General features: G+C 70.5%; 18 protein-coding genes. 8 read left to right on the top strand and 10 right to left on the bottom strand.

From position 1 onward, the window contains the following. The 3 genes from IEZ01_RS21990 to IEZ01_RS21980 form a co-directional block, all read right to left on the bottom strand. A partial coding sequence (locus IEZ01_RS21990) for a hypothetical protein (protein WP_189203305.1) occupies positions 1 to 598 on the bottom strand: 598 nt, incomplete at its 3' end. Then, positions 595 to 2,565, bottom strand: coding sequence for a M6 family metalloprotease domain-containing protein (locus IEZ01_RS21985; RefSeq protein ID WP_229833135.1), 1,971 nt, complete (start codon positions 2,563 to 2,565; stop codon positions 595 to 597). The genes IEZ01_RS21990 and IEZ01_RS21985, both read right to left, overlap by 4 nt. 154 nt (positions 2,566 to 2,719) lie before the next feature. Next, positions 2,720 to 3,376 carry an NADPH-dependent F420 reductase gene (locus IEZ01_RS21980; protein ID WP_019891519.1) on the bottom strand — a complete coding sequence of 219 codons (657 nt, stop codon included), beginning with the start codon at positions 3,374 to 3,376 and terminating at the stop codon, positions 2,720 to 2,722. 75 nt (positions 3,377 to 3,451) lie between these two features. Here IEZ01_RS21980 and IEZ01_RS21975 point away from each other — a divergent pair, with 75 nt between their 5' ends. After that, positions 3,452 to 3,799, top strand: a complete 348-nt coding sequence (locus tag IEZ01_RS21975) for a winged helix-turn-helix transcriptional regulator (protein ID WP_019891516.1) — start codon at positions 3,452 to 3,454, stop codon at positions 3,797 to 3,799. 13 nt (positions 3,800 to 3,812) lie between these two features. Here IEZ01_RS21975 and IEZ01_RS21970 read toward each other — a convergent pair whose 3' ends face one another. The 3 genes from IEZ01_RS21970 to IEZ01_RS21960 all read right to left on the bottom strand — a co-directional run bounded on the left by IEZ01_RS21970 (position 3,813) and on the right by IEZ01_RS21960 (position 6,448). Beyond that, the gene (locus IEZ01_RS21970; protein ID WP_028798283.1) at positions 3,813 to 4,544 is read right to left on the bottom strand and encodes an alpha/beta fold hydrolase; all 732 of its coding nucleotides are present in this window, start codon (positions 4,542 to 4,544) and stop codon (positions 3,813 to 3,815) included. 36 nt (positions 4,545 to 4,580) lie between these two features. Beyond that, positions 4,581 to 4,985 carry a hypothetical protein gene (locus IEZ01_RS21965; protein WP_229833132.1) on the bottom strand — a complete coding sequence of 135 codons (405 nt, stop codon included), beginning with the start codon at positions 4,983 to 4,985 and terminating at the stop codon, positions 4,581 to 4,583. A 68-nt stretch (positions 4,986 to 5,053) separates the two neighbouring features. Then, positions 5,054 to 6,448: an MFS transporter gene (locus IEZ01_RS21960; RefSeq protein WP_189203303.1), complete on the bottom strand. Its 1,395-nt coding sequence runs from the start codon at positions 6,446 to 6,448 to the stop codon at positions 5,054 to 5,056. A gap of 206 nt (positions 6,449 to 6,654) precedes the next feature. Here IEZ01_RS21960 and IEZ01_RS21955 point away from each other — a divergent pair, with 206 nt between their 5' ends. Further along, positions 6,655 to 7,551: a YwqG family protein gene (locus tag IEZ01_RS21955; protein WP_189203301.1), complete on the top strand. Its 897-nt coding sequence runs from the start codon at positions 6,655 to 6,657 to the stop codon at positions 7,549 to 7,551. Positions 7,552 to 7,638: 87 nt separating this feature from the next. Here IEZ01_RS21955 and IEZ01_RS21950 read toward each other — a convergent pair whose 3' ends face one another. Further along, entirely contained in the window at positions 7,639 to 7,884 is a 246-nt protein-coding gene (locus IEZ01_RS21950) for an antibiotic biosynthesis monooxygenase family protein (RefSeq protein ID WP_229833131.1), read from the bottom strand. Positions 7,885 to 8,002: 118 nt separating this feature from the next. Here IEZ01_RS21950 and IEZ01_RS21945 point away from each other — a divergent pair, with 118 nt between their 5' ends. Continuing rightward, a complete protein-coding gene (locus IEZ01_RS21945; protein WP_189203299.1) occupies positions 8,003 to 8,908 on the top strand; it encodes a helix-turn-helix domain-containing protein in 906 nt (301 codons plus the stop codon). Positions 8,909 to 9,034: 126 nt separating this feature from the next. Beyond that, positions 9,035 to 9,907: a dioxygenase family protein gene (locus IEZ01_RS21940; protein WP_189203297.1), complete on the top strand. Its 873-nt coding sequence runs from the start codon at positions 9,035 to 9,037 to the stop codon at positions 9,905 to 9,907. Positions 9,908 to 9,931: 24 nt separating this feature from the next. Here the strand turns inward: IEZ01_RS21940 and IEZ01_RS21935 are convergent, their stop codons facing one another. Both IEZ01_RS21935 and IEZ01_RS21930 read right to left on the bottom strand, forming a co-directional pair. Then, entirely contained in the window at positions 9,932 to 10,630 is a 699-nt protein-coding gene (locus tag IEZ01_RS21935; RefSeq protein ID WP_189203295.1) for a helix-turn-helix domain-containing protein, read from the bottom strand. A gap of 57 nt (positions 10,631 to 10,687) precedes the next feature. Next, positions 10,688 to 12,064 (bottom strand): nucleobase:cation symporter-2 family protein, encoded by a 1,377-nt coding sequence (locus IEZ01_RS21930; RefSeq protein WP_373287655.1) that lies wholly within the window; start codon positions 12,062 to 12,064, stop codon positions 10,688 to 10,690. A gap of 460 nt (positions 12,065 to 12,524) precedes the next feature. On the opposite strand from IEZ01_RS21930, the gene IEZ01_RS21925 reads away from it, so the two are divergent. Together IEZ01_RS21925 and IEZ01_RS21920 are read left to right on the top strand one after the other, a co-directional pair. Further along, on the top strand, positions 12,525 to 13,094 hold the full coding sequence (locus IEZ01_RS21925) for a hypothetical protein (protein ID WP_189203293.1): 570 nt from the start codon (positions 12,525 to 12,527) through the stop codon (positions 13,092 to 13,094). 244 nt (positions 13,095 to 13,338) lie between these two features. Further along, positions 13,339 to 15,234, top strand: coding sequence for an ATP-binding cassette domain-containing protein (locus IEZ01_RS21920; protein ID WP_189203291.1), 1,896 nt, complete (start codon positions 13,339 to 13,341; stop codon positions 15,232 to 15,234). A gap of 30 nt (positions 15,235 to 15,264) precedes the next feature. On the opposite strand, the gene IEZ01_RS21915 is transcribed toward IEZ01_RS21920, so the two are convergent. Further along, positions 15,265 to 15,690 (bottom strand): winged helix-turn-helix transcriptional regulator, encoded by a 426-nt coding sequence (locus IEZ01_RS21915; RefSeq protein ID WP_019891503.1) that lies wholly within the window; start codon positions 15,688 to 15,690, stop codon positions 15,265 to 15,267. A gap of 118 nt (positions 15,691 to 15,808) precedes the next feature. Between IEZ01_RS21915 and IEZ01_RS21910 the strand changes: the two genes are divergently transcribed. Continuing rightward, on the top strand, positions 15,809 to 16,654 hold the full coding sequence (locus tag IEZ01_RS21910) for an NAD(P)H-binding protein (protein ID WP_189203288.1): 846 nt from the start codon (positions 15,809 to 15,811) through the stop codon (positions 16,652 to 16,654). A 609-nt stretch (positions 16,655 to 17,263) separates the two neighbouring features. Next, on the top strand, positions 17,264 to 17,734 hold the full coding sequence (locus tag IEZ01_RS21905; protein ID WP_189203286.1) for an HAD family hydrolase: 471 nt from the start codon (positions 17,264 to 17,266) through the stop codon (positions 17,732 to 17,734). Positions 17,735 to 17,789: the final 55 nt, after the last annotated feature.

Genomic DNA, 17,789 nt, shown 5'->3' with positions numbered 1-17,789 from the left:
GGAGGCGTTCGCAGTCCGCCGTCTGCTGCTCGGGCAGTACGTCGACGGGGACCGGGGACCCCCGTCCGCCGGGCCAGGCGAGGCGGGGCACATGCCGTTCCCCGGGAGCCGGCCGTCCGATCAGGCCGCTGCGCGTGGCGCCGCCCCGCCGGGCCACCGGCAGCCCGCACCGCTCGGCGTGGATCAGCGCGGTGGTGGGAGAGACGGGCCCGTGGACGGTTCCGTACGCGCTGATCAGGCCGGCCACCCGTGGGGCGAGCGACAGCAGCCAGCTGGCCGCCAGCGCCTGACGCTCGCTGCGGGCGTAGACGAGGTCCTTGACTGCTGCCGACGGTGCCCCGGCCGCGGGCGGGATCTGCGTCAGCCGGTTCAACACCGCGCCGATGTCCTCGTCATGGAGCACCGTTCCGGTCGGCAGGGTGATACGGGTGGAGGTCGCACCCCGGGCGGTCACCCGGTGGCTCCACCGGGCGCGCACGAGATCGGCCGGTGTGAGGGCGAGGACATGGTCGGGGCCGACTCGGGCGGTGAGTTGCCGGGCCACGGCGACCGCGCCCGTATCGCCGGGGGGTGCCAGGACCAGGAGCTTTCCGCTCACAGCGGCGGCATGGTGTCGAAGGCGCGCTTTGCCTGCGCATCGCCGGCCTCGACGGCCTCCCGCAGGGAACCGGCGTCCGCGCCGTACTGCGGCCCGCCGACCAGATCCGGCCGCAGGTCGGTGCCGATGAAGGGCTCGGACTGACCGCCCGCCCCTCCGACCGCGTGCTCCAGTGCCGTGAGGCGGGTCTGCAGATCCTGGATGGCGGCGGCGGTCGGGTCGGAGCCGCCTTCCTCACCGGCCGGCCGGGACGACGTCTGGGGGAACTGGCCGTCCAGCCTGTCCTTGCGCTCCTTGAACGGCTCCTTGCCGTCCTTCACCAGCTCCTTGCGGTCCTTGGCGTCCTTGCGCTCCTTGAACGGCTCCTTGCCGTCTTTCAAGCCGTCCTTGAAGTCTTCCTTGAGGCTGTCCTTGAAGTCTTCCTTCAGGCCGTCCTTCAGGTCGTCCTTGAAGTCCTCCTTCAGGTCTTCCTTCGCGCCGTCCTTGCGGTCCTTGATGTCCTTCCGCTCCTTGAACGGCTCCTTCCCCTCCTTCAAGGGCTCCTTGATCTCCTTGATCTCCTTGACTTCCTTGATCGGCAACTTTCCGCAGGAGACCGACACGGCCGCCGTCATCGTGGCGGCGGGAGGAGAGATCCGGGTGACGGACACACAGGTGTCGGCGCCCGCGTAGGAGCGTGAGCTGGGCGTGCTGGAGGAGGAGAAGGTGGTGTTGCCGCTGCTGCCCGGGAAGGGGTCACCGTCGTCGCCCCGGTTCCTGGCGAGTTCGAGATCGCGCTTGTTGTCGGCCTGCACCAGGCCGACCTTGTAGTGGTTCTCGTCGTTGTTCTTGGGCTGGTTCTCGTCGATGTGCCAGATCAGCAGCCCCTCGCCGGGCAAGGAGGCGTCGTATCCGGTCCGCTGGCGGTTCTCGATGAGGAAGTACTCGCTGCCGCCCGCTCCGTTCATCCAGAGCCGGTGGACCGTCCGGCTGGACTTCACGTCCGGGAAGGACTCGTTGCCGCTGGTCGTGACGACCTTGGTGGTGGCCCAGCCCTGGTTGACCTTGCACCAGGCGGAGGGGTGGGTAGGCCGCTCCCCGCCGCCGCCCCACGAGCCGGCTCCCATCAGACACCAGCGGCCCACGCCCTCGGAGGAGTCGTCGATGTCGTAGAGGTCGGGGAAACCGAAGAGCAGGTGTCCCAGTTCGTGGGCGCAGACCCCGATCTTCGCCTGCTCGGAGATGGTGAGATAGCCGAACACCCTTGTGCCGTCCGCGTTGTGGACCGCGGGCAGGATCGACTTGTGCGACCAGATGTGCCCCGGGTTCCCCGACTCGTCACCGGCCCGGCCGGCGTGCACCACGATGAAGGCGTCGACGAAGCCGTTCCCGTCGTTGTCGTACGGTGCGAAGTTCACCTGCGGGTCGGCGGCCTCCACGGCGTGCTCGGCCATGTTCCGGGCGCGCTGCGTTCCGGTCGGCTTGCCGATGCCGAAGTTGTTGTTGGCGTACCACGCCATCGTCTCCGGCATCCGGAACGGGCCGACGGTCTCACCGACGATGTCGATGAGACCGTTCGTCACATCGCGGAAGTACTCACGGACGCTTCCGTGCTGCATCGCCCCGAGCGAGAAGAACAGTTTGTCGATGTCCGCCGTGGTCGCCGTCATAGGCTTGTCCGAGAAGTCCACCAGCACGACGATGACCCGCAGGGTGCCGCGCAGCGGCGCGCGCTCGGCGGCCGCGGAGCTGATGACGGCCTCGGGGGTGCCGGCCGGGAATTCCTCCGGCGGATAGATCGTGCCGTCGTCGAAACCCAGCGGCCTGGGCGTGCGGGCCCAGGCGAGCAGGCTCGACAGCTCGCCCGGGCCGCCACGGTACTGCTCGAGCTCCTGCAGCATGCGCTCGCGCAGTTCGGGGCTGGGGGCGACGGCGCAGAACGTGGGCGAGACCGCTCTCCCTCGGGAGGCGACTTCTTGATGGGACATCTTCGGCTCCCGGGACGCGAGGGGACGTCACTTACCGTAGCCAAATTAGGGGGAGCCGGTGCAAGGCTGTGGATAACCGCCCCGGGGTGTCGGCATATGCCCACGAATGGCGGTCGCCGCCGTCACTCAGCGCAGTCACCCCGAGGGGCGCGGCTCAGGAGTCGCCGCCGGGTCCCGTCGCATACGCCAGGGGCGGGGCGATGGCCTGGGCGTCCGCTCCCTCGCCTACCCAGAGGCCGATGAAGAGGGCGGCGGTGGCCTCCAGCAGACCGGCCCGTTCGAGGCCGCCCCCTGCCACGGGCTCACAGCCGACATCCCGTACCAGCCGACGTACCAGCGCGAGTGCCGTCTCGTCGTCACCACAGACCGGTACGGCGAGGGGCCTCCCGTCGAAGGCGGGCGGGGTCATGCGCCATACGTCCTCATGGCAGAGGTTGAACGCCTTGACGACCCGGGTTCCCGGCGCCGCCGCGGCCAGGCGCTGTGCGGCCGATCCGCCGTCGTGCGTCAGCAGGCGGAAGCCGGGGCCGACCGGGTTGGAGCAGTCGAGCAGGACCTTCCCGACGAGGGCGGTACCCACCTCTTCGGCCACCTCCTGCCCCGCTCCGTACGGCAGCGCGGCCAGTACCACCTCACCGAACCCGGCCGCCTCACGCAGGTTCCCGTGCCGCGCCCCGCCCCCGATGCGGGTGGCGAGGCGCCGCGCCTTCCGGGCGTCCCGCCCGCCGACGAGCAGCTCATGGCCGGCCCTCACCCAGTGGGTGGCCAGCGCGTCGGCCATGTTGCCCGTTCCCAGTACGCCGATCTTCATCAGTCGTCCCTTCCGTACGTGCTCCAATACGTTTCCGGGACGACACTAGGAAGGCCGTCAGGCACCATTTGGTGTGTGACGACCGATGCCTTCCTCGCCGACTGCCGTGCGCGCCTCGCCTTCGACCTGCTCTCCAACACGTGGAACGCCGTGGTGGTCTGGGCGCTGCGAGGCGGGCCGGCCCGGCCCGGTGACCTGCGTGAGCGGATCGGCGGCATCAGCTCCAAGGTCCTCACCGAAACGCTGCGGCGCCTGGAGTTCAACGGGTTGGTGGAGCGGCGCACGTATCGTGAGGCGCCACCTCGGGTCGAGTACGGGCTCACCGCGCTCGGCAGGACGCTGCTGGGGCCGATCGACGCGTTCGGTGCGTGGGCCTTCGAGTACGGCGACGAGGTGATGGCCGCGCAGGAGCGTCAGGCGTAGGCGGGGTCCGTACTCAGTCGTCGGCGAGGAGCTGGCGGGCGAATCTGCGGACGGCGTCGGTGAAGGCGTCCGGGGCGTCGAAGTTGGCCAGGTGGCGTGCGCGCGGGATCAGTTCGACGCGGGCGCGCGGGTGGGCGCGGGCGAAGTCCGACTCCCCGGCCCGGAAGAGGCTGTCCTTCTCGCCGTTGAGGATCAGTACGGGGGCCTTCACATGGCGCATCGCGCCCGCGTCGAAGCGGCCAAGGACCTCGTCCCAGGCGGCCGGCAGGGTGTGGAAGGCGTAGCCGGAGCGGATGGTCGCCTCCACCACGTGCGGTGGGTAGAGCCGTCGCAGCAACTGGTCGTTCCAGCGGGCCAGTCGGTCCGCCGGTATACGGGGGACGAGCCGCGTGACCCACCGGTAGGGCGCGGTCCACGGACCGCGGGTGGAGGCGCTGGCTCCGGCGAGGATCAGCCCGCGCAGTCGGTCCGGGCGTTGTCGGGCGAACTCCAGCGATGCGTATCCGCCGAGCGAGTGCCCGACCACCAGCGCGGGCCCGCGGTCGAGCGCCCCCACCGCGGAAGCGATGATCTCCGTGGCCGCGCTCAGACTCCAGGGCTCGGCCGTACGCTCCCCGTGGCCGGGCAGGTCGACGGCGGTGACCGGGAATTCGTCATGGAGCGCGGCGACCTGGGTGCTCCACTGGCCCGCGCTGAACCGCGTTCCGTGCACGAAGACGATGGGCATCGCATCCGCTGTCGTCATCAAGTCCCCCCAAATGACATGGTCTTGGAGGTGACCCTACCCGGCGGTGAGGGTGACGCAGGGAAGCCCCACGCTCGCGCCGCCGCGGAAGCCTTCCGCGCAGAGCCGGGTGCCCGCGGGGAAGTGCCGCTGGGGGTATGCCTGGTCCCGGTAGGTGCGGAACTTGGCGACGTCCTCCACCTTGGTGTTGGCGCTCCAGCCGTTGGTGGTCCAGACGCGGGCGCTGATGCGGTTGGGCTGGTTGGTGTTGGTGACGGAGACCTCCACCCGGCCCAGGTAGGTGCCGTTGTCGTAGGTCTCGATGCAGACCGAGTGGTTGCACCACTTGCCGGCGGCCGCGGCGGGCGGGCCCGAGGCGATGACGCAGCCGAGCGCCGCGGCTGCTGCACCGACGATCGAGGCGATCTTCTTGACGGTGTGGTGCATGGCGAGTCCCCTCATGTTCCGAGGTTTCGTAGGCTGTTCCATGGGTTCGTAAGGCCCTGTGGGACCAACGCGCGGCAAGATCATCAGTTACGGTCGGTCACCGGCCGGGAGACTCGGGCCACGAGGAAGAGGAAGACGCCGCAGGCCGCCACGAGCAGCCATCCGGGGCGGGAGGCGTGGGCGAGGCCTGTGGGGCTCACCTCCGCGACCAGGCCGCCGGCGATCGCGATGCCGACCGCGGCGCCGACCTGGCGGGCGGCGGAGGTGATGGCTCCGGCCACGCCCGCGCGGGACGGCGGCAGACCGCTGACGGCGGTGCTGGTGAGCGGCGCGTTGGCGAAGCCGAAGCCGATACCGATGAGCAGGTAGGCCAGCAGGAGCACAAGGACGCTCGTGTCCTGGGCGAGGTTGACCATGCAGAGGCCGCCGGCGGTGGTGAAGCCGGCCGCGAGGAGGAGCGGGCGGCGCGGGCCGAGGCGCCCCACCAGGGCGCCGGACCACGGCGCGCACAGGGTCGCCCCGAGCGCCATGGGCAGAGTCACCATGCCTGCCTGGAGCGGCGTCCACCCGCGGGCGTGCTGAAGGTAGAAGGTCGTCAGCAGAAGACTCACGTTCAGGGCGACGAACACGGCCACGGCGCCCAGCACCGAGCCGGCGAACAGCGGTCGGCGGAAGAGCGCGAGGTCCATCAGGGGTTCACGGTGGCGGAGCTCCACCCGGACGAACGCGGCGGTCGTCGCCACGATCAGCGCGTAACCGGTCATGGCCAGGGGTGAGGTCCAGCCGATGCGGGGGCCTTCGATGAGGACGGCGACCGAGAGGGAGACGGCGAGCGTGAGGAGTACCTGGCCGGGCAGGTCGAGGCGCCGGGCGCGCTGCCCTCGGGACTCCGGCACGAAGACGGCGACCAGGACGAGTGCGGCGGCGATGATCGGTCCGTTGATCCAGAACACCGATCGCCAGCCGAACGCCTCGATGAGCGCCCCGCCGGTGACCGGGCCCGCCGCCATGCTGAGCCCGAAGACCGACGCCCATACGCCGATCGCCCGGGCCCGCTCCCGCGGGTCGGGCATGGCGTTCACCACGATGGCCAGAGCGACGGGGCTCAGCATCGAGGCGCCCAGACCCTGGACGGCCCGGGCCGCGACGAGGAAGCCGAGCGAGGGAGCGAGCGCGCAGGCGAGGGACGCGATGCCGAAGACCACGAGACCGCACCGGAACACGCGGCGCCGCCCGAAGCGGTCCGCCAGCGCTCCGGCGGCGATGAGCAGGCTCGCCAGGACGACGGTGTAGGCGTCCACCACCCACTCCAGGCTGCGGGTGTCCGCGCCCAAGCCTTGTCCGATCACGGGCAGGCCGACGTTGACGATGGTGGTGTCGAGGCCGACGAGGAACATGCTCAGCGCACAGACGGCGAGCACCGTCCAACGCCGGCGCGCACTCAGCACGGGTTGGGCTGACAGGGATGTCGTGGTCACGGGCCCGCCTTCTGTCCGGGGACTACTGTCCGGGATTTCGTCCCGGGTTGCCGTCCGGGACCGCCTTGCGGCCCATGCTCGGATCCGGTGCCGGATCGGCCCAGAAATGTTGCTGATACCGCAACACCCCTACGGCGTCGCGGTCGAGGGCGTGGTCGGGGGGCGAGGGCGACGGCGTTGTCAGTGGGGCGGTGCATGATCGGACCATGACTCACAGCACAGCCGACGCGCTGCACTTTCTCGCCCGCGAGCACCTCCCCCACGACATCGCCGAGCGGTGGATCGGGCTGATGCGCCCCGGCCTGCGTCTGGAGCGGGCCGTGGCTGCGGACACGGACGAAGGCACAGGCGGAGGCACGGACGGGGGTACGGCGGTCCGTACGGTCGTCGGACGCCTCGGTGGACTGCCTGAACTGCCGGAGAGCGAGCGGTGGCCCGAGTGGGAGGGGCACGGCCCGCTCTCCATCGTCGCCTCGCTCGACTGCGGGGCCCTGCCCTCCGCCGCGCTCGACATAGACCTGCCCACCGAGGGCACTCTGGTCTTCTTCTACTTCGACGGGCAGTTGGACGACGGCGTCGCGGTGGTGGCGCCCGACGAGCCGGAGAGCTGGGCGGGGGCGCGTGTGCTGTACGTACCGGCGGGGGTTCCGGTCGCCGAGCGGGCGGCGCCGGAGGGGATCGAGCCGTATCCGGAGGTGCCGCTGAGCGCGCGCGTGGAGACGACGGCGCCGTACCTCTGGCACCCGGTGGTCTATCGCGAGTTCGGGCCGATGGACGACGACCATCCGGTGTGGGGCGAGGGCTTCCAGGACGCCATGTGGGACCACTCCGAGGGCACGGAGCACCGGGTCGGCGGCCATGCCGACCCGGTGCAGGACGAGGTGGAGGCGGAGGTCGCCCGCGGCGCCCTGGGGAGCCCGCCGTGGGACGACCCCCGCATCAAGGAGGAGGCATTGCGCTGGACGCTGCTCGCGCAGTTCGACTCGGACGACGATGCCGACATGATGTGGGGCGACTGTGGCGTCCTGTACTGGCTCATACGCCCGGAGGATCTGGCCGAGCGCCACTTCGACCGCGCGATGTTCACCTGGCAGTGCGGCTGACGTGAGCCTGGCGTCCCGGTAGGCGCGAGAACGCGTGTGCCTGGATTTCGCTGCTGAAACTGATGTGGCGGCAAGCGCGGCGCGCGGCTAGCTCTGTTCGGCGGCCGCGGCGGAGAACTCGACGGCGACGTCGTACAGGCCGGGGCTGGACGTGATCCGCGTCTGCGGGTCGTCCTGCGCGGCTCGGGTGCGGGCGCGGAACTCAGGGTCCGCGGTGGCCGCCTCCCATGCCTCCCGGCTCTCCCAGTGGGAGACGTTGACGAGCTGGAACCGGGTGTCCGAAGAACGGGCCCGGTGCAGGCGGGAGTCGACGAATCCAGGCCTGGTGCTCACGAGCGCGGCGCGCTGCTCCCACTGGGCGATGAACGCATCGAGGTGCTCGGCGGATGGTCTGGGCCATTGGCCCCGCCCCGTCCCAGACTGGGCGGATGTTCGAGCGACGGACCACCCCATGACCGCGGCCCGCACTCCGGACCTCCCGCTGCACCGGCTGGAGGTTCCGCTGCCGCACCTGATGCCCTTCGCCATCGGTTCCTTCGATTCCATCGGCCCGCTGTCCAGGGCCGGATTCCCCCACCGGCACTCCTTCTACGAGATCGTCCATGTGACCGGCGGCCGGGGCGCGCATGTGCTCGATCTCGTGCACTGGCCGCTCGAGCCACCGCATTTATGTGTCATCACCCCTGGCCAGGTGCACTACTGGAAGGACGCGGACGGCCTGACCGGCGATGTCGTGCTCTTCAACGAGGACTTCCTTCTCTCCCACCCCGAGGACGCGGGGGCGCTGCGCCTGCTCGCCGGCCGGCCGTGGCTGCGGCTCACGGGCGAGAACGCCGACATCGCCGGGCTGTTCACCGAGATGCGCCGCGAGTACGGCGCCCTGCGCGAGGGGTACGCCGGTGTGCTCCGGGCCTATCTGCACATCCTGGTCGTACGGGCGCTGCGCGCCTCCGAGCCAGGGTCCTGCCCGGCCGCCGGGCGCGCCGCCGAGCTGGCCGCTTCCTTCACCCGGCTGATCGCGCGGCCGGACGCCGAGCTGCGTTCCGTACCGGAGTACGCCCAGAAGCTCGGGGTCTCCGCGGGGCATCTGCATGCCCTGGTGAAGCAGGCCACCGGTCACACCCCCGGCCGGCTGATCCGCCAGCAGCAGACCCTGGAGGCCAAACGGCTCCTCGCCGCGACCGGTCTGACGGTCCGACAGGTCGCCCGGCAGACCGGCTTCGAGGACCCCTCCTACTTCAGCCGCTTCTTCCGGCGTGAGACCGGTCTCACCCCGAAGGAGTTCCGGGCCGGAGTCGGAGGAAAACACCACGATCCCCGGATCGCGTCCCTCGCGGGCGCCACGGAGGGCCCGTAGGTTGGCTCGCGCGGTGCCGGGCCGAGCGGACAGCTGACGACCCTCCTCGCCGTGACCGCTCCGTCCCCCCATGGTCCGGCACCGTCCCATACTCCCGTGCACCCCGTGATGTGAAGGAGCCCGCGCATGCCCGCCCCCCACGACCACGAGGCCGAGACCGCGGCCGTCCCCGCCGGAACCCCCGAGGCCGCCCCGCCCGCCGGCGCGCGTCCGGTCAGCCGGAAGAGCCTGCTCAGAGCCGCCGCGGCGGTCGGCGCCGTGCCGCTCCTCGCGTGCACCGGAGTCGCACTCGCCCGTGAGCACACCGGTGGCGCCGCGACCGGCCTGGAACCGACCCCGGCCTGTGACGACGGCGACGACCCGACCGTCCCGCAGACGGAGGGGCCGTACTTCAAGCCCAACTCCCCGCACCGCACGTCCCTCGTGAACGCCGGCACCCCGGGCATCAGGCTGACCGTCAGCGGATACGTCTTCGGCCGTGCCTGCCTGCCCATCGCGGGCGCCCTGCTCGACTTCTGGCAGGCGGACGTCAACGGCGCCTACGACAACACGGGATACGCCTTCCGCGGCCATCAGTTCACCGACGCCCGGGGCGCCTTCCGGCTGTCCACGATCGTCCCCGGGCTCTATCCGGGACGCACCCGGCACATCCACGTCAAGGTCCAGGCCCCCAACCGGCCCGTGCTCACCACCCAGCTGTACTTCCCGGACGAGCCGCGCAACAACACCGACGCGATCTTCGACGCGCGTCTGCTGATGAACGTCCGGGAGGTCGGCCCTTCACGCGAGGGGACCTTCGACTTCGTCCTGGACGTGCCGCAGTCGCCCTCCCCCACCCCGACGACCGCGCCGCCCGCGGGCACCTGGGCGGCGGGCCGCGCCTATCGCGCCGGAGACGGGGTCACGTACGGCGGTGCGGCGTACGTGTGCCTGCAGGCGCACACGTCGGTCACCGGCTGGGAACCGCCCCGCGTGCCTGCGCTCTGGCGGGCGGCGTAGGGGGAAGCTCGTCGGATCGCCTGGTCACGGCCTGCTGTCGGGGCCGGCCAGGTGGAGGAAGCGGTCGGAGAGGGCGTGCAGCCACCGGGCGCGTTCCGTGGCGATCTCCTTGAGCCGGGCGTGATCGCTGCGGGCGACGAGGTGGCCCATGTAGCGCTCGTTGAACCCGGCATACTCCTGGTGCAGGGTGCGCAGTGCCTGGGCCACCCTGCGCTCGGGGGCGCCGACCAGCCGGGCGAGCGGGGCGGTGTACTGCTTCCAGCGTCCTTCGACGGCCTGGCGGAGCAGACCGTCGAGTTCACCGGCCCGGCCGATGATGCGCAGCAGCTCCTCCGCCTCGATGCCCAGCGCGTCCGCGAGGAGCAGGGTCTGCCGGTCGGTTCCCCTCCATTGGTGGTCGTTCTCGGCGCGCGCGTAGTCGTGTACGTCCATGCCGATGCGCAGGGCCAGCCGTTCGGCGGTGAACTGCCGGGCCAGGCGGTGCTCCCGCAGCGATCTGGGCTGGAGCGCCATCAGTACGGGGACGGGACACCACAACGCGTCGGCCAAGGCGAAGAGTTCGGCCTCCGAGGGCGTCACCGTGCCCGCCTCCCAGGCCAGGACGGCCTCGGGCGGGCGGCGTACCCCCAGTTGTGCCATCGAGGCGACGACTTGCTCGGGGATCAGGCCGATGCGGAGGCGGGCGGCCCGGGCCTGGGTGGGAGAGAACGGTGGGTGGGACACGTACGGATCACCTCGGTGGGTGGCCCCGCGGAGCGCCGGCTCGGCGGGGCGGGCGGGTCAGCGGGCCGTGGCGGTCTGCGGGCCCCTGCCGTCGTCGTAGTCGGCGAGACCGTCCCAGTCGATGTCCTCCCGTTTCCGTCGGCTCTCGAAGGCGTGGAAGAAGAGGTTCAGGAGCACGGCGGTCAGGGTGCCGAGGGTGATCCCGCTGCCCAGGACGGCCCGGACTTCGGTCGGCATGCGTTCGAAGAACGGCGCGACGGCGGTCGGCAGCATGGCCGCGCCGAGACTGACGGCCAGGATGAGGGCGTTGCGTTCCTCCCTCAGGTCGACCTTGGCGAGGATCTGGATGCCGACGGTGGTCACCATGCCGAACATGGCGACGGCCGCTGCGCCGAGCACAGGATGGGGTACGGAGGCCACCACGGCGCCGGCCTTAGGCACCAGGCCGAGCAGGATCATGAAGACTCCGGCCGCGACGACGACGAACCGGCTGGTGACCCGGGAGATCCGGACCAGGCCGATGTTCTCCGCGAACGCCACGTACGGGAAGGAGTTGAGGACTCCGCCGAGGACGGTGGCGACGCCGTCGGCGCGCAGGGCCCGGCTGACCGTGTCTCCGTCGACCTTCCGGCCGGTGATCTCGCCCATCGCGTACACGTCCCCGGTGGTCTCCACCATGGTGATGAGCATGACGACGACCATCGCCAGCATGGGGAAGAGGGAGAAGGTGGGCAGGCCGTAGTGGAAGGGGGTGCTGACGCCGAGCCAGTCGGCCTGGTCGACCGCGCCGAGGTCGGCGTCGCCGAGCAGCCAGGCGACGGCCGTTCCTCCCACGAGCCCGAGCAGGACGGCGATGCTGCGCAGGAACGGCCCGCCGAAGCGCACGACGAGCAGGATGAAGAGGAGCGTGCCGCCGGCGTAGGCGAGGTTGGCCGGGTCGCCGTAGCCGGGCCCGCCGATGAGGGTCGAACCGCCGCCGACGTCCTGGAGGGCCACCGGTATGAGGACGATGCCGATGACGGTCAGGAGGGTGCCGGTGACGATCGGCGGGAAGTAGACGGCCAGCCGCCCGGCGAACGGGGCGAAGAGGAAGGCCGCGACACCGCCGGTGATGACGGCGCCGTAGACCACCAGCAGTCCCGCGGTGCCGCCTCCCGCGCCCTGGCCGATGGCGATCATCGGGGAGACGGCGGTGAAGGTGGCGCCCTGCACGAGCGGCAGCCGGGATCCGATCCGCCAGAAGCCCCACGCCTGGATGATGGTGGCGATTCCGGCGGTGACCAGGTCGGCGTTGATGAGGTAGATGAGCTCCTCACGCGAGAGACCGAGGCTGCTGCCGAGGATCACCGGTACGAGCACGGCGCCGGCGTAGAAGGCCAGGACGTGCTGGAATCCGTAGAGCGAGAGCTTGGGGAGCGGGAGGACCTCGTCCACCGGATGCGGGGTGGCTGGGGTTCGTCGGCGCGAGGCCAGTGGTGCCATCTCTGCCTTGCCTTGAGGTAGGTGAATGAGAGGGAGCGCGACGCCGGGGTCGCGGGGAAAGAGCCTCGAAGGGGGCATCCGGGCGGCCGCGCGGATCAGGCGGTTCACCGGGGCTGGCGGCACGGGGTTACCGGTGCGCGGCCAGGCATCCAGACAGGGAGGCGGGAGGGCACCGGGGAGAACGGCCCGGGCCGGACACAGATCCTTACGGAAGGGCAGGGCGTAGCGCAAGGTGACGGACCGTGTTTTTTGAAGGAAAACCCCACGGTAACTTACGAATCAATGGCTCTGGCAGGCATCAAGTGCGGATTTCGTTGACTGTTCGGGCGAGGGGGTTCTCCGCGGGACAGTCGTGCGTGAGCGACACCAGGCCCCCGGGATTGGACGGACGGCTCGCCCGTAGTCTTCCGACATGATCACGAAGCGAACGGCGTACGTCGCCCTCCTGTCGCTCGCCCTCCTCGCGGGCACGGCCGGCTGCGGATCAGACACCGGCGGTCCCGACGCCAAGCCGGCCCCGCCAGGCGGCCCCGCCCCGACGTCGTCGCGGCCGTCGGGGCCTTCCGACGCGCCCTCCGCCGACGCGCCGTCGGCTGCCGCCTCCCCTTCCGCCGCTCCCTCCGCCGCCCCGGACGACCTGGCGAAGCCCGCAGACAACCCTCGCGCCGCCGCGCGTAACTTCGCCCGTGCGCTGGCGAGCGGCGATGCCGGCCTGGCCTGCGGGCTGGCCTCCCCCACCCTCCGCGCGAGGGTTCCTGGCGGGTCCTGCCCCGAGGCCCTGTCCGAACTCGCCACGGACAGCCGGTACGTCTTCACTCAGAAGAGTTGCGTCGAAGAGCTGCGGAACTACGAAATCTCCACGGACGCCCAGGACACGCCTGGGACGGCCCGCGTCAACATCCACTGCCCGCAGGGGTACACGTGGGTCCGGGCCGAGCAGTACGGCACGATCTGGCGCGTCATCGAGCTCAACGCCCCCTGACGGCGGCCGGGTCGGTTTCGAATCCCAGATCCCTGACGGAACCTCCGTCTCAGGCTCGGCGTTTCGGCCATGCGGGGTCCCGGAGCGCACTCAGGAACGCCAAGGGTCGGTGCACCCCGCATGGTCCGTTCGCCGCGCCGTCACGCGGTACGGGCCACGTCCGAAACACGTGTGTTCGATATTCCGCTCCCCTTCGTTGAGCCGGGCAACAGCGACCGCCCACGCAGCCTTCCAGGGGGATCAGTTGACATCGACAGACACCCACAGCCCGCAGCAGACGGACACCACTCCCCCGCCACCCCCACCGGCCGAGATCAAGTACAGCGGGCAGTACTCGGTCAATCCGCTGGGTGCGGTCTCCTTCTGGAAACTGTGCGCCCAGATCCCGTCGGTCCTGCGCCACATCACCCGGATGTCCTGGGAGACCGACCGCCGGGCCGTTCAGCTGCTGCTGGCGTGTCAGGTGGTGACGGGGGTTGCCGCCGCGGTCCTGCTCGCCGCGACCGCGCGGGCGATGGGGCCGATCCTCGGCGCGGGCGCGGTCGTCGATCGCCTCCGCGAGGCCCTGCCGGCCCTTCTGGTCATGGCCGGCGCGGCCGCGCTCACGCGTGGTGCGGGCGCGGTGGCCATGTACGCGGAGCGGCGGATCACGCCGACGCTCACCACCGGTACCGACACCGCCCTGGTCGCGGCGGTCTGCCGGGTCGAGGCGGCCGCCTACGCGGTGGACGGGTTCGCCGACCGGCAGGAGGCCGCGGAGATGGGCGTGCTGCGCACCCATGTCATGGTGGCCGACGCGCAGCGCTTCATGTCCGCGCTGATTCGCATGATCACGGCCGGCGGCGTCCTGTCCGTACTGAACATCCTGATGCTTCCGCTGCTCCTACTCGCCGTGCTGCCGGCCGGGATCGGCGCCGTCCTGACCGCCCGTGTCGACTACGAGATCCACTACGCCAACGTCGCCGACCGCAACATCCGCGGCATGATGCGCTGGTGGTCGACGACGCCCAGGTTCGCCGACGAGGCCCGCGCCAACGGCATGACGGACTACCTGCTGTTCTGGTACCGCTCCCTGTCCGAGCGGTGCGACCGGCGCACCCTGGCGGCGGCGCCGCGGACCCTGCGCATCGCGCTCGTCTCCGCCGTCGCGGGAGGGTTCTTCCTGGTCGCCACCTGGGGCGCCCTGGCGTGGCTCGCCGTGACGGGCAGGGTCGCCCTCGCGATCGCCGCGACCGCGGTCGTCGCGGTGCAGACGACGCTGGCGGCCCTGTCGCAGGTGGTCGTCAACGGCGCCGCCGTGTTCCACACCAGTCTCTACCTCGGCGACATGCAGACGTTCCTCGCCGACGCGGCGGACCGGGCCCCCAAGCGCGGCGACGTCGCCATCGGCGCGCCGGTGGAGGAGATCCGGCTGGACGAGGTCGTCTACCGCTACCCGGGCAAGGACAAGGCGGCCGTCGACGGTGTCTCACTGACCCTGCGGCGCGGGGAGATCGTCGCCGTCGTCGGTGTCAACGGATCCGGGAAGTCCACGCTGACCCGTCTGATCACCGGTATCTACCTGGCCGACAAGGGCTGCGTCTCCTGGAACGGCACCGACCTCGCCGACGTCGCCCCCGCGACGGTCTGGAGCCGGACCGGCCTCGTGCCGCAGATCTTCGCGCAGTGGCCGCTACGGGTCCGGGAGAACGTGACCTTGGGCCAGCCACGGACCCACGACGACGCGGCCGTGTGGGAGGCCGTCGACGCGGTCGGCATGCGCGAGGCGATCGAGGACCTCCCCTCCGGCCTCGACACCCTCCTGGCCCGCGAGACGTTCGGCGGCGCGGAGCTCTCCGGCGGGCAGTGGCAGCGCCTGGCCTGCTCCAGGGCCCTGTACCGGCGTCCGTCTCTGCTGATCCTGGACGAACCCACCTCGCAGATGGACCCACGCGGTGAGCACCAGATCTTTGAGGAGATCAAGGCGATCTCCGGCGACCGCATCACCATCGTGATCACGCACCGCCTGGAGAACACGAGAATCGCGGACCACATCGTGGTCATGGACCACGGTCGCATCACCGAACAGGGCCGCTACGACGACCTGGTCCACGCCGGCGGCACCTTCGCCGAACTCCTCCGCCTCTCCCAGGACCGCTGACCGCCGGGCCGGGCCCTGCCGCCGCCTTCCCTAGCGCTTCGCCGACGGAAGACTGCCGGCGGGGTCTCCGGCGCTGTCGTAGGCGTGGCGGGCCCGGTCGACCTTCGGCAGGTTGTCGGTCGCCCATTCGGTGAGGTGGGCGAAGAGCGGGGCAAGGCTGCGGCCGAGTTCGCTGATCTCGTACTCGACCCTTGGAGGGACCTCCGCGTGGTACGTACGGACGACCAGCCCGTCGCGTTCCAGCTGCCTGAGGCGCTGGGTCAGCACCTTCGGAGTGATACGGGCGATCCGGCGCTCCAGCTCCACGAAGCGTTGCCGGCCATGGGTGTTGAGGGTCCACAGGATCGGCGTCGTCCAGCGGCTGAAGACGATGTCGACGACCGGAGCGATCGGACAGGCGCGCTCTGGGTCGCCATCGGGCGACGCCGTCCAGGTGGCGTTGTCAGGCATGCGCATCCCTTCGGCATAGTCACTTTCCTGTAGGTACCTACTATACCCGCGGTGTTAGCGTCGCCACGTCGCCCGGAGAGCACTCCGGCTTCCGTAACAACCCGCATATGTAAGGGAGTTGACCATGATCGCAGTGACGGGGGCGACCGGGAACGTCGGCCGGTCGCTTGTACAGGTCCTCACGGCCGCCGGTGAGAAGGTGTCCGCGACATCCAGGGGAATCACAGCCGCGGACGTACCGGGAGGCGTGCCGCACCAGAGGGCCGACCTGACCCGACCAGAAAGCCTTCGGCCGGTGTTCGAGGGCGCCGAGGCGCTGTTCCTGCAGAGCGGTGGCGCCGCCGCGTATCTGCTGAGCCCCGGGGACATCCTCGACGTGGCCAAGGCCGGCGGCGTCCGGCGGGTCGTTCTCCTCTCCTCCCAAGGGGTCGCGACCCGGCCACGCTCGGCCTCGCACGGGGCCACGGCACGCGCCATCGAGGACGCCGTACGGCAGTCGGGCATGGAGTGGACGATCCTGCGGCCTGGCGGCTTCAACTCCAACGCCTACGCCTGGGCCGAGTCGGTCCGTACCCGGCGGGAGATCGCCGCGCCGTTCGCCGGTATCGGCCTGCCGACCGTGGACCCGGACGACATCGCCGAGGTCGCCGCCGTGACCCTGCGAGAAGACGCTCACGCCGGGCAGATCTACGAGCTGACCGGCCCGGTCCTCACTACGCCCCGCGAGCGGGCCGAGTCGCTCGCCGAGGCGCTCGGGGAGCCTGTCCGGTTCATCGAGCAGACCGTCGAGGAGGCCCGTGCGCAGATGCTGCGGTTCATGCCCGAGCCCGTGGTCGAGACCACTCTGAGCATCCTCGGTGAGCCGACCGCCGCCGAGCAGCGGATCAGTCCCGACATCCAGGGCGTCCTCGGCCGGGCGCCCCGTACCTTCGCCGAGTGGGCTCAGCGTCACATCGCCGCATTCCGGTAGCGGTCTGCCGGGATCCGTCCCCGCGCAGTGTCCTTGGGGCGCGGCCACGGTGCGAAACTCGGCCGTTGTCGCGCAACGGGGGGCTTGTCGTGCTGGTTTGGTTCGTGCGGACGGTGGGCGTGGTCGCCTTCGTGGGGGTGTCGTCGCTGAGCCTGTGGGTCGCGGGGCTGCCGGCGGGCCGCGCTGCCGACACCCGGGAATGCGTGACGGCAACGGTGGCGAACTCGTACCGGAGGTAGGAGTGCCGGATGAGCTCGCGGGACGTTTCCATCGCGCTCATGACGTACATCGACGCGTCGCGGGGCAGGACCAGGCGGGCCACCGAAGCGTCCATGCCCGCGTAGTCGAGAACGATGTCGCGGGCACGCGGGTCTGGTACTGGCAGAGGGAGCGGGGCGGGCAACGGCGGCTTGGGGTTCACCGGTGCAGTCTTGTCATCTGAAGGCGCTCGGTGCCAACGGATTTGCTCGGCGGTCGGCGGTCCGGTGCCGCCGCACGTCACAACTGGCCCGGTCCGACCTCAAAGAACAAGCTGAGCAGGGTATTTGTGGAGGTCGAGTGGACGGACCTAACTGCCGATTGTGATCACACCAGTGGTATTCATGCAGCATGGTGACCGACATAGCAGCCTCTGAACTGCCCTTCGACGCCGTCTTGTGTGACCTCGATGGGGTGATCCGCTTCTATGACACCGCCGAGGTGACGCGCCTAGAGGCGGCAGCGGGCCTGCCGGAGGGCATCACGGCCGCCATTGGATACGCGCCGGAGAACGACCTGCCGCTGTTGCTCGGACAGATCACCAGGGATAAGTGGGCGCAGTCGATCGTGCGGGGCCTCGGAGCTCATGCGTCGTCGAGTGACGCTCATGCACTGGCCAAGGCGTTCACCGAAGCTGACTTTTGGGCTGATGAAGCGGTCGTGAGCCTTCTCCGTCGGGTCCGGAATCATTGCCCAGTCGTCCTTGTCACGAACGCGACGGTGTGGCTCGACGACGACCTATCGGCGCTCGGGCTGACTGACCTCGCGGACAGCGTGATCAACAGTTCGCTCGTCGGTGTTGAGCTGCCCCGAGTTTCGTAGAGTCCGATCTTGATTGGTTCAGGCGGACAGCGGGGTTTGCTCCTGGCTGCGCCAG

Source organism: Streptomyces purpureus, from assembly GCF_014648195.1.
GTDB classification, from domain to species: Bacteria; Actinomycetota; Actinomycetes; order Streptomycetales; family Streptomycetaceae; genus Streptomyces; species Streptomyces purpureus.
This window is presented reverse-complemented; position numbering and strand designations above follow the sequence as displayed.

Excerpts from the sequence above, each read along its gene's own strand:
- IEZ01_RS21985 (WP_229833135.1), bottom strand. The coding sequence starts at position 2,565 with ATGTCCCATCAAGAAGTCGCCTCCCGAGGGAGAGCGGTCTCGCCCACG.
- IEZ01_RS21980 (WP_019891519.1), bottom strand. The coding sequence starts at position 3,376 with ATGAAGATCGGCGTACTGGGAACGGGCAACATGGCCGACGCGCTGGCC.
- IEZ01_RS21970 (WP_028798283.1), bottom strand. The coding sequence starts at position 4,544 with ATGACGACAGCGGATGCGATGCCCATCGTCTTCGTGCACGGAACGCGG.
- IEZ01_RS21965 (WP_229833132.1), bottom strand. The coding sequence starts at position 4,985 with ATGAGGGGACTCGCCATGCACCACACCGTCAAGAAGATCGCCTCGATC.
- IEZ01_RS21955 (WP_189203301.1), top strand. The coding sequence starts at position 6,655 with ATGACTCACAGCACAGCCGACGCGCTGCACTTTCTCGCCCGCGAGCAC.
- IEZ01_RS21945 (WP_189203299.1), top strand. The coding sequence starts at position 8,003 with ATGACCGCGGCCCGCACTCCGGACCTCCCGCTGCACCGGCTGGAGGTT.
- IEZ01_RS21940 (WP_189203297.1), top strand. The coding sequence starts at position 9,035 with ATGCCCGCCCCCCACGACCACGAGGCCGAGACCGCGGCCGTCCCCGCC.
- IEZ01_RS21925 (WP_189203293.1), top strand. The coding sequence starts at position 12,525 with ATGATCACGAAGCGAACGGCGTACGTCGCCCTCCTGTCGCTCGCCCTC.
- IEZ01_RS21915 (WP_019891503.1), bottom strand. The coding sequence starts at position 15,690 with ATGCGCATGCCTGACAACGCCACCTGGACGGCGTCGCCCGATGGCGAC.
- IEZ01_RS21910 (WP_189203288.1), top strand. The coding sequence starts at position 15,809 with ATGATCGCAGTGACGGGGGCGACCGGGAACGTCGGCCGGTCGCTTGTA.
- IEZ01_RS21905 (WP_189203286.1), top strand. The coding sequence starts at position 17,264 with ATGGTGACCGACATAGCAGCCTCTGAACTGCCCTTCGACGCCGTCTTG.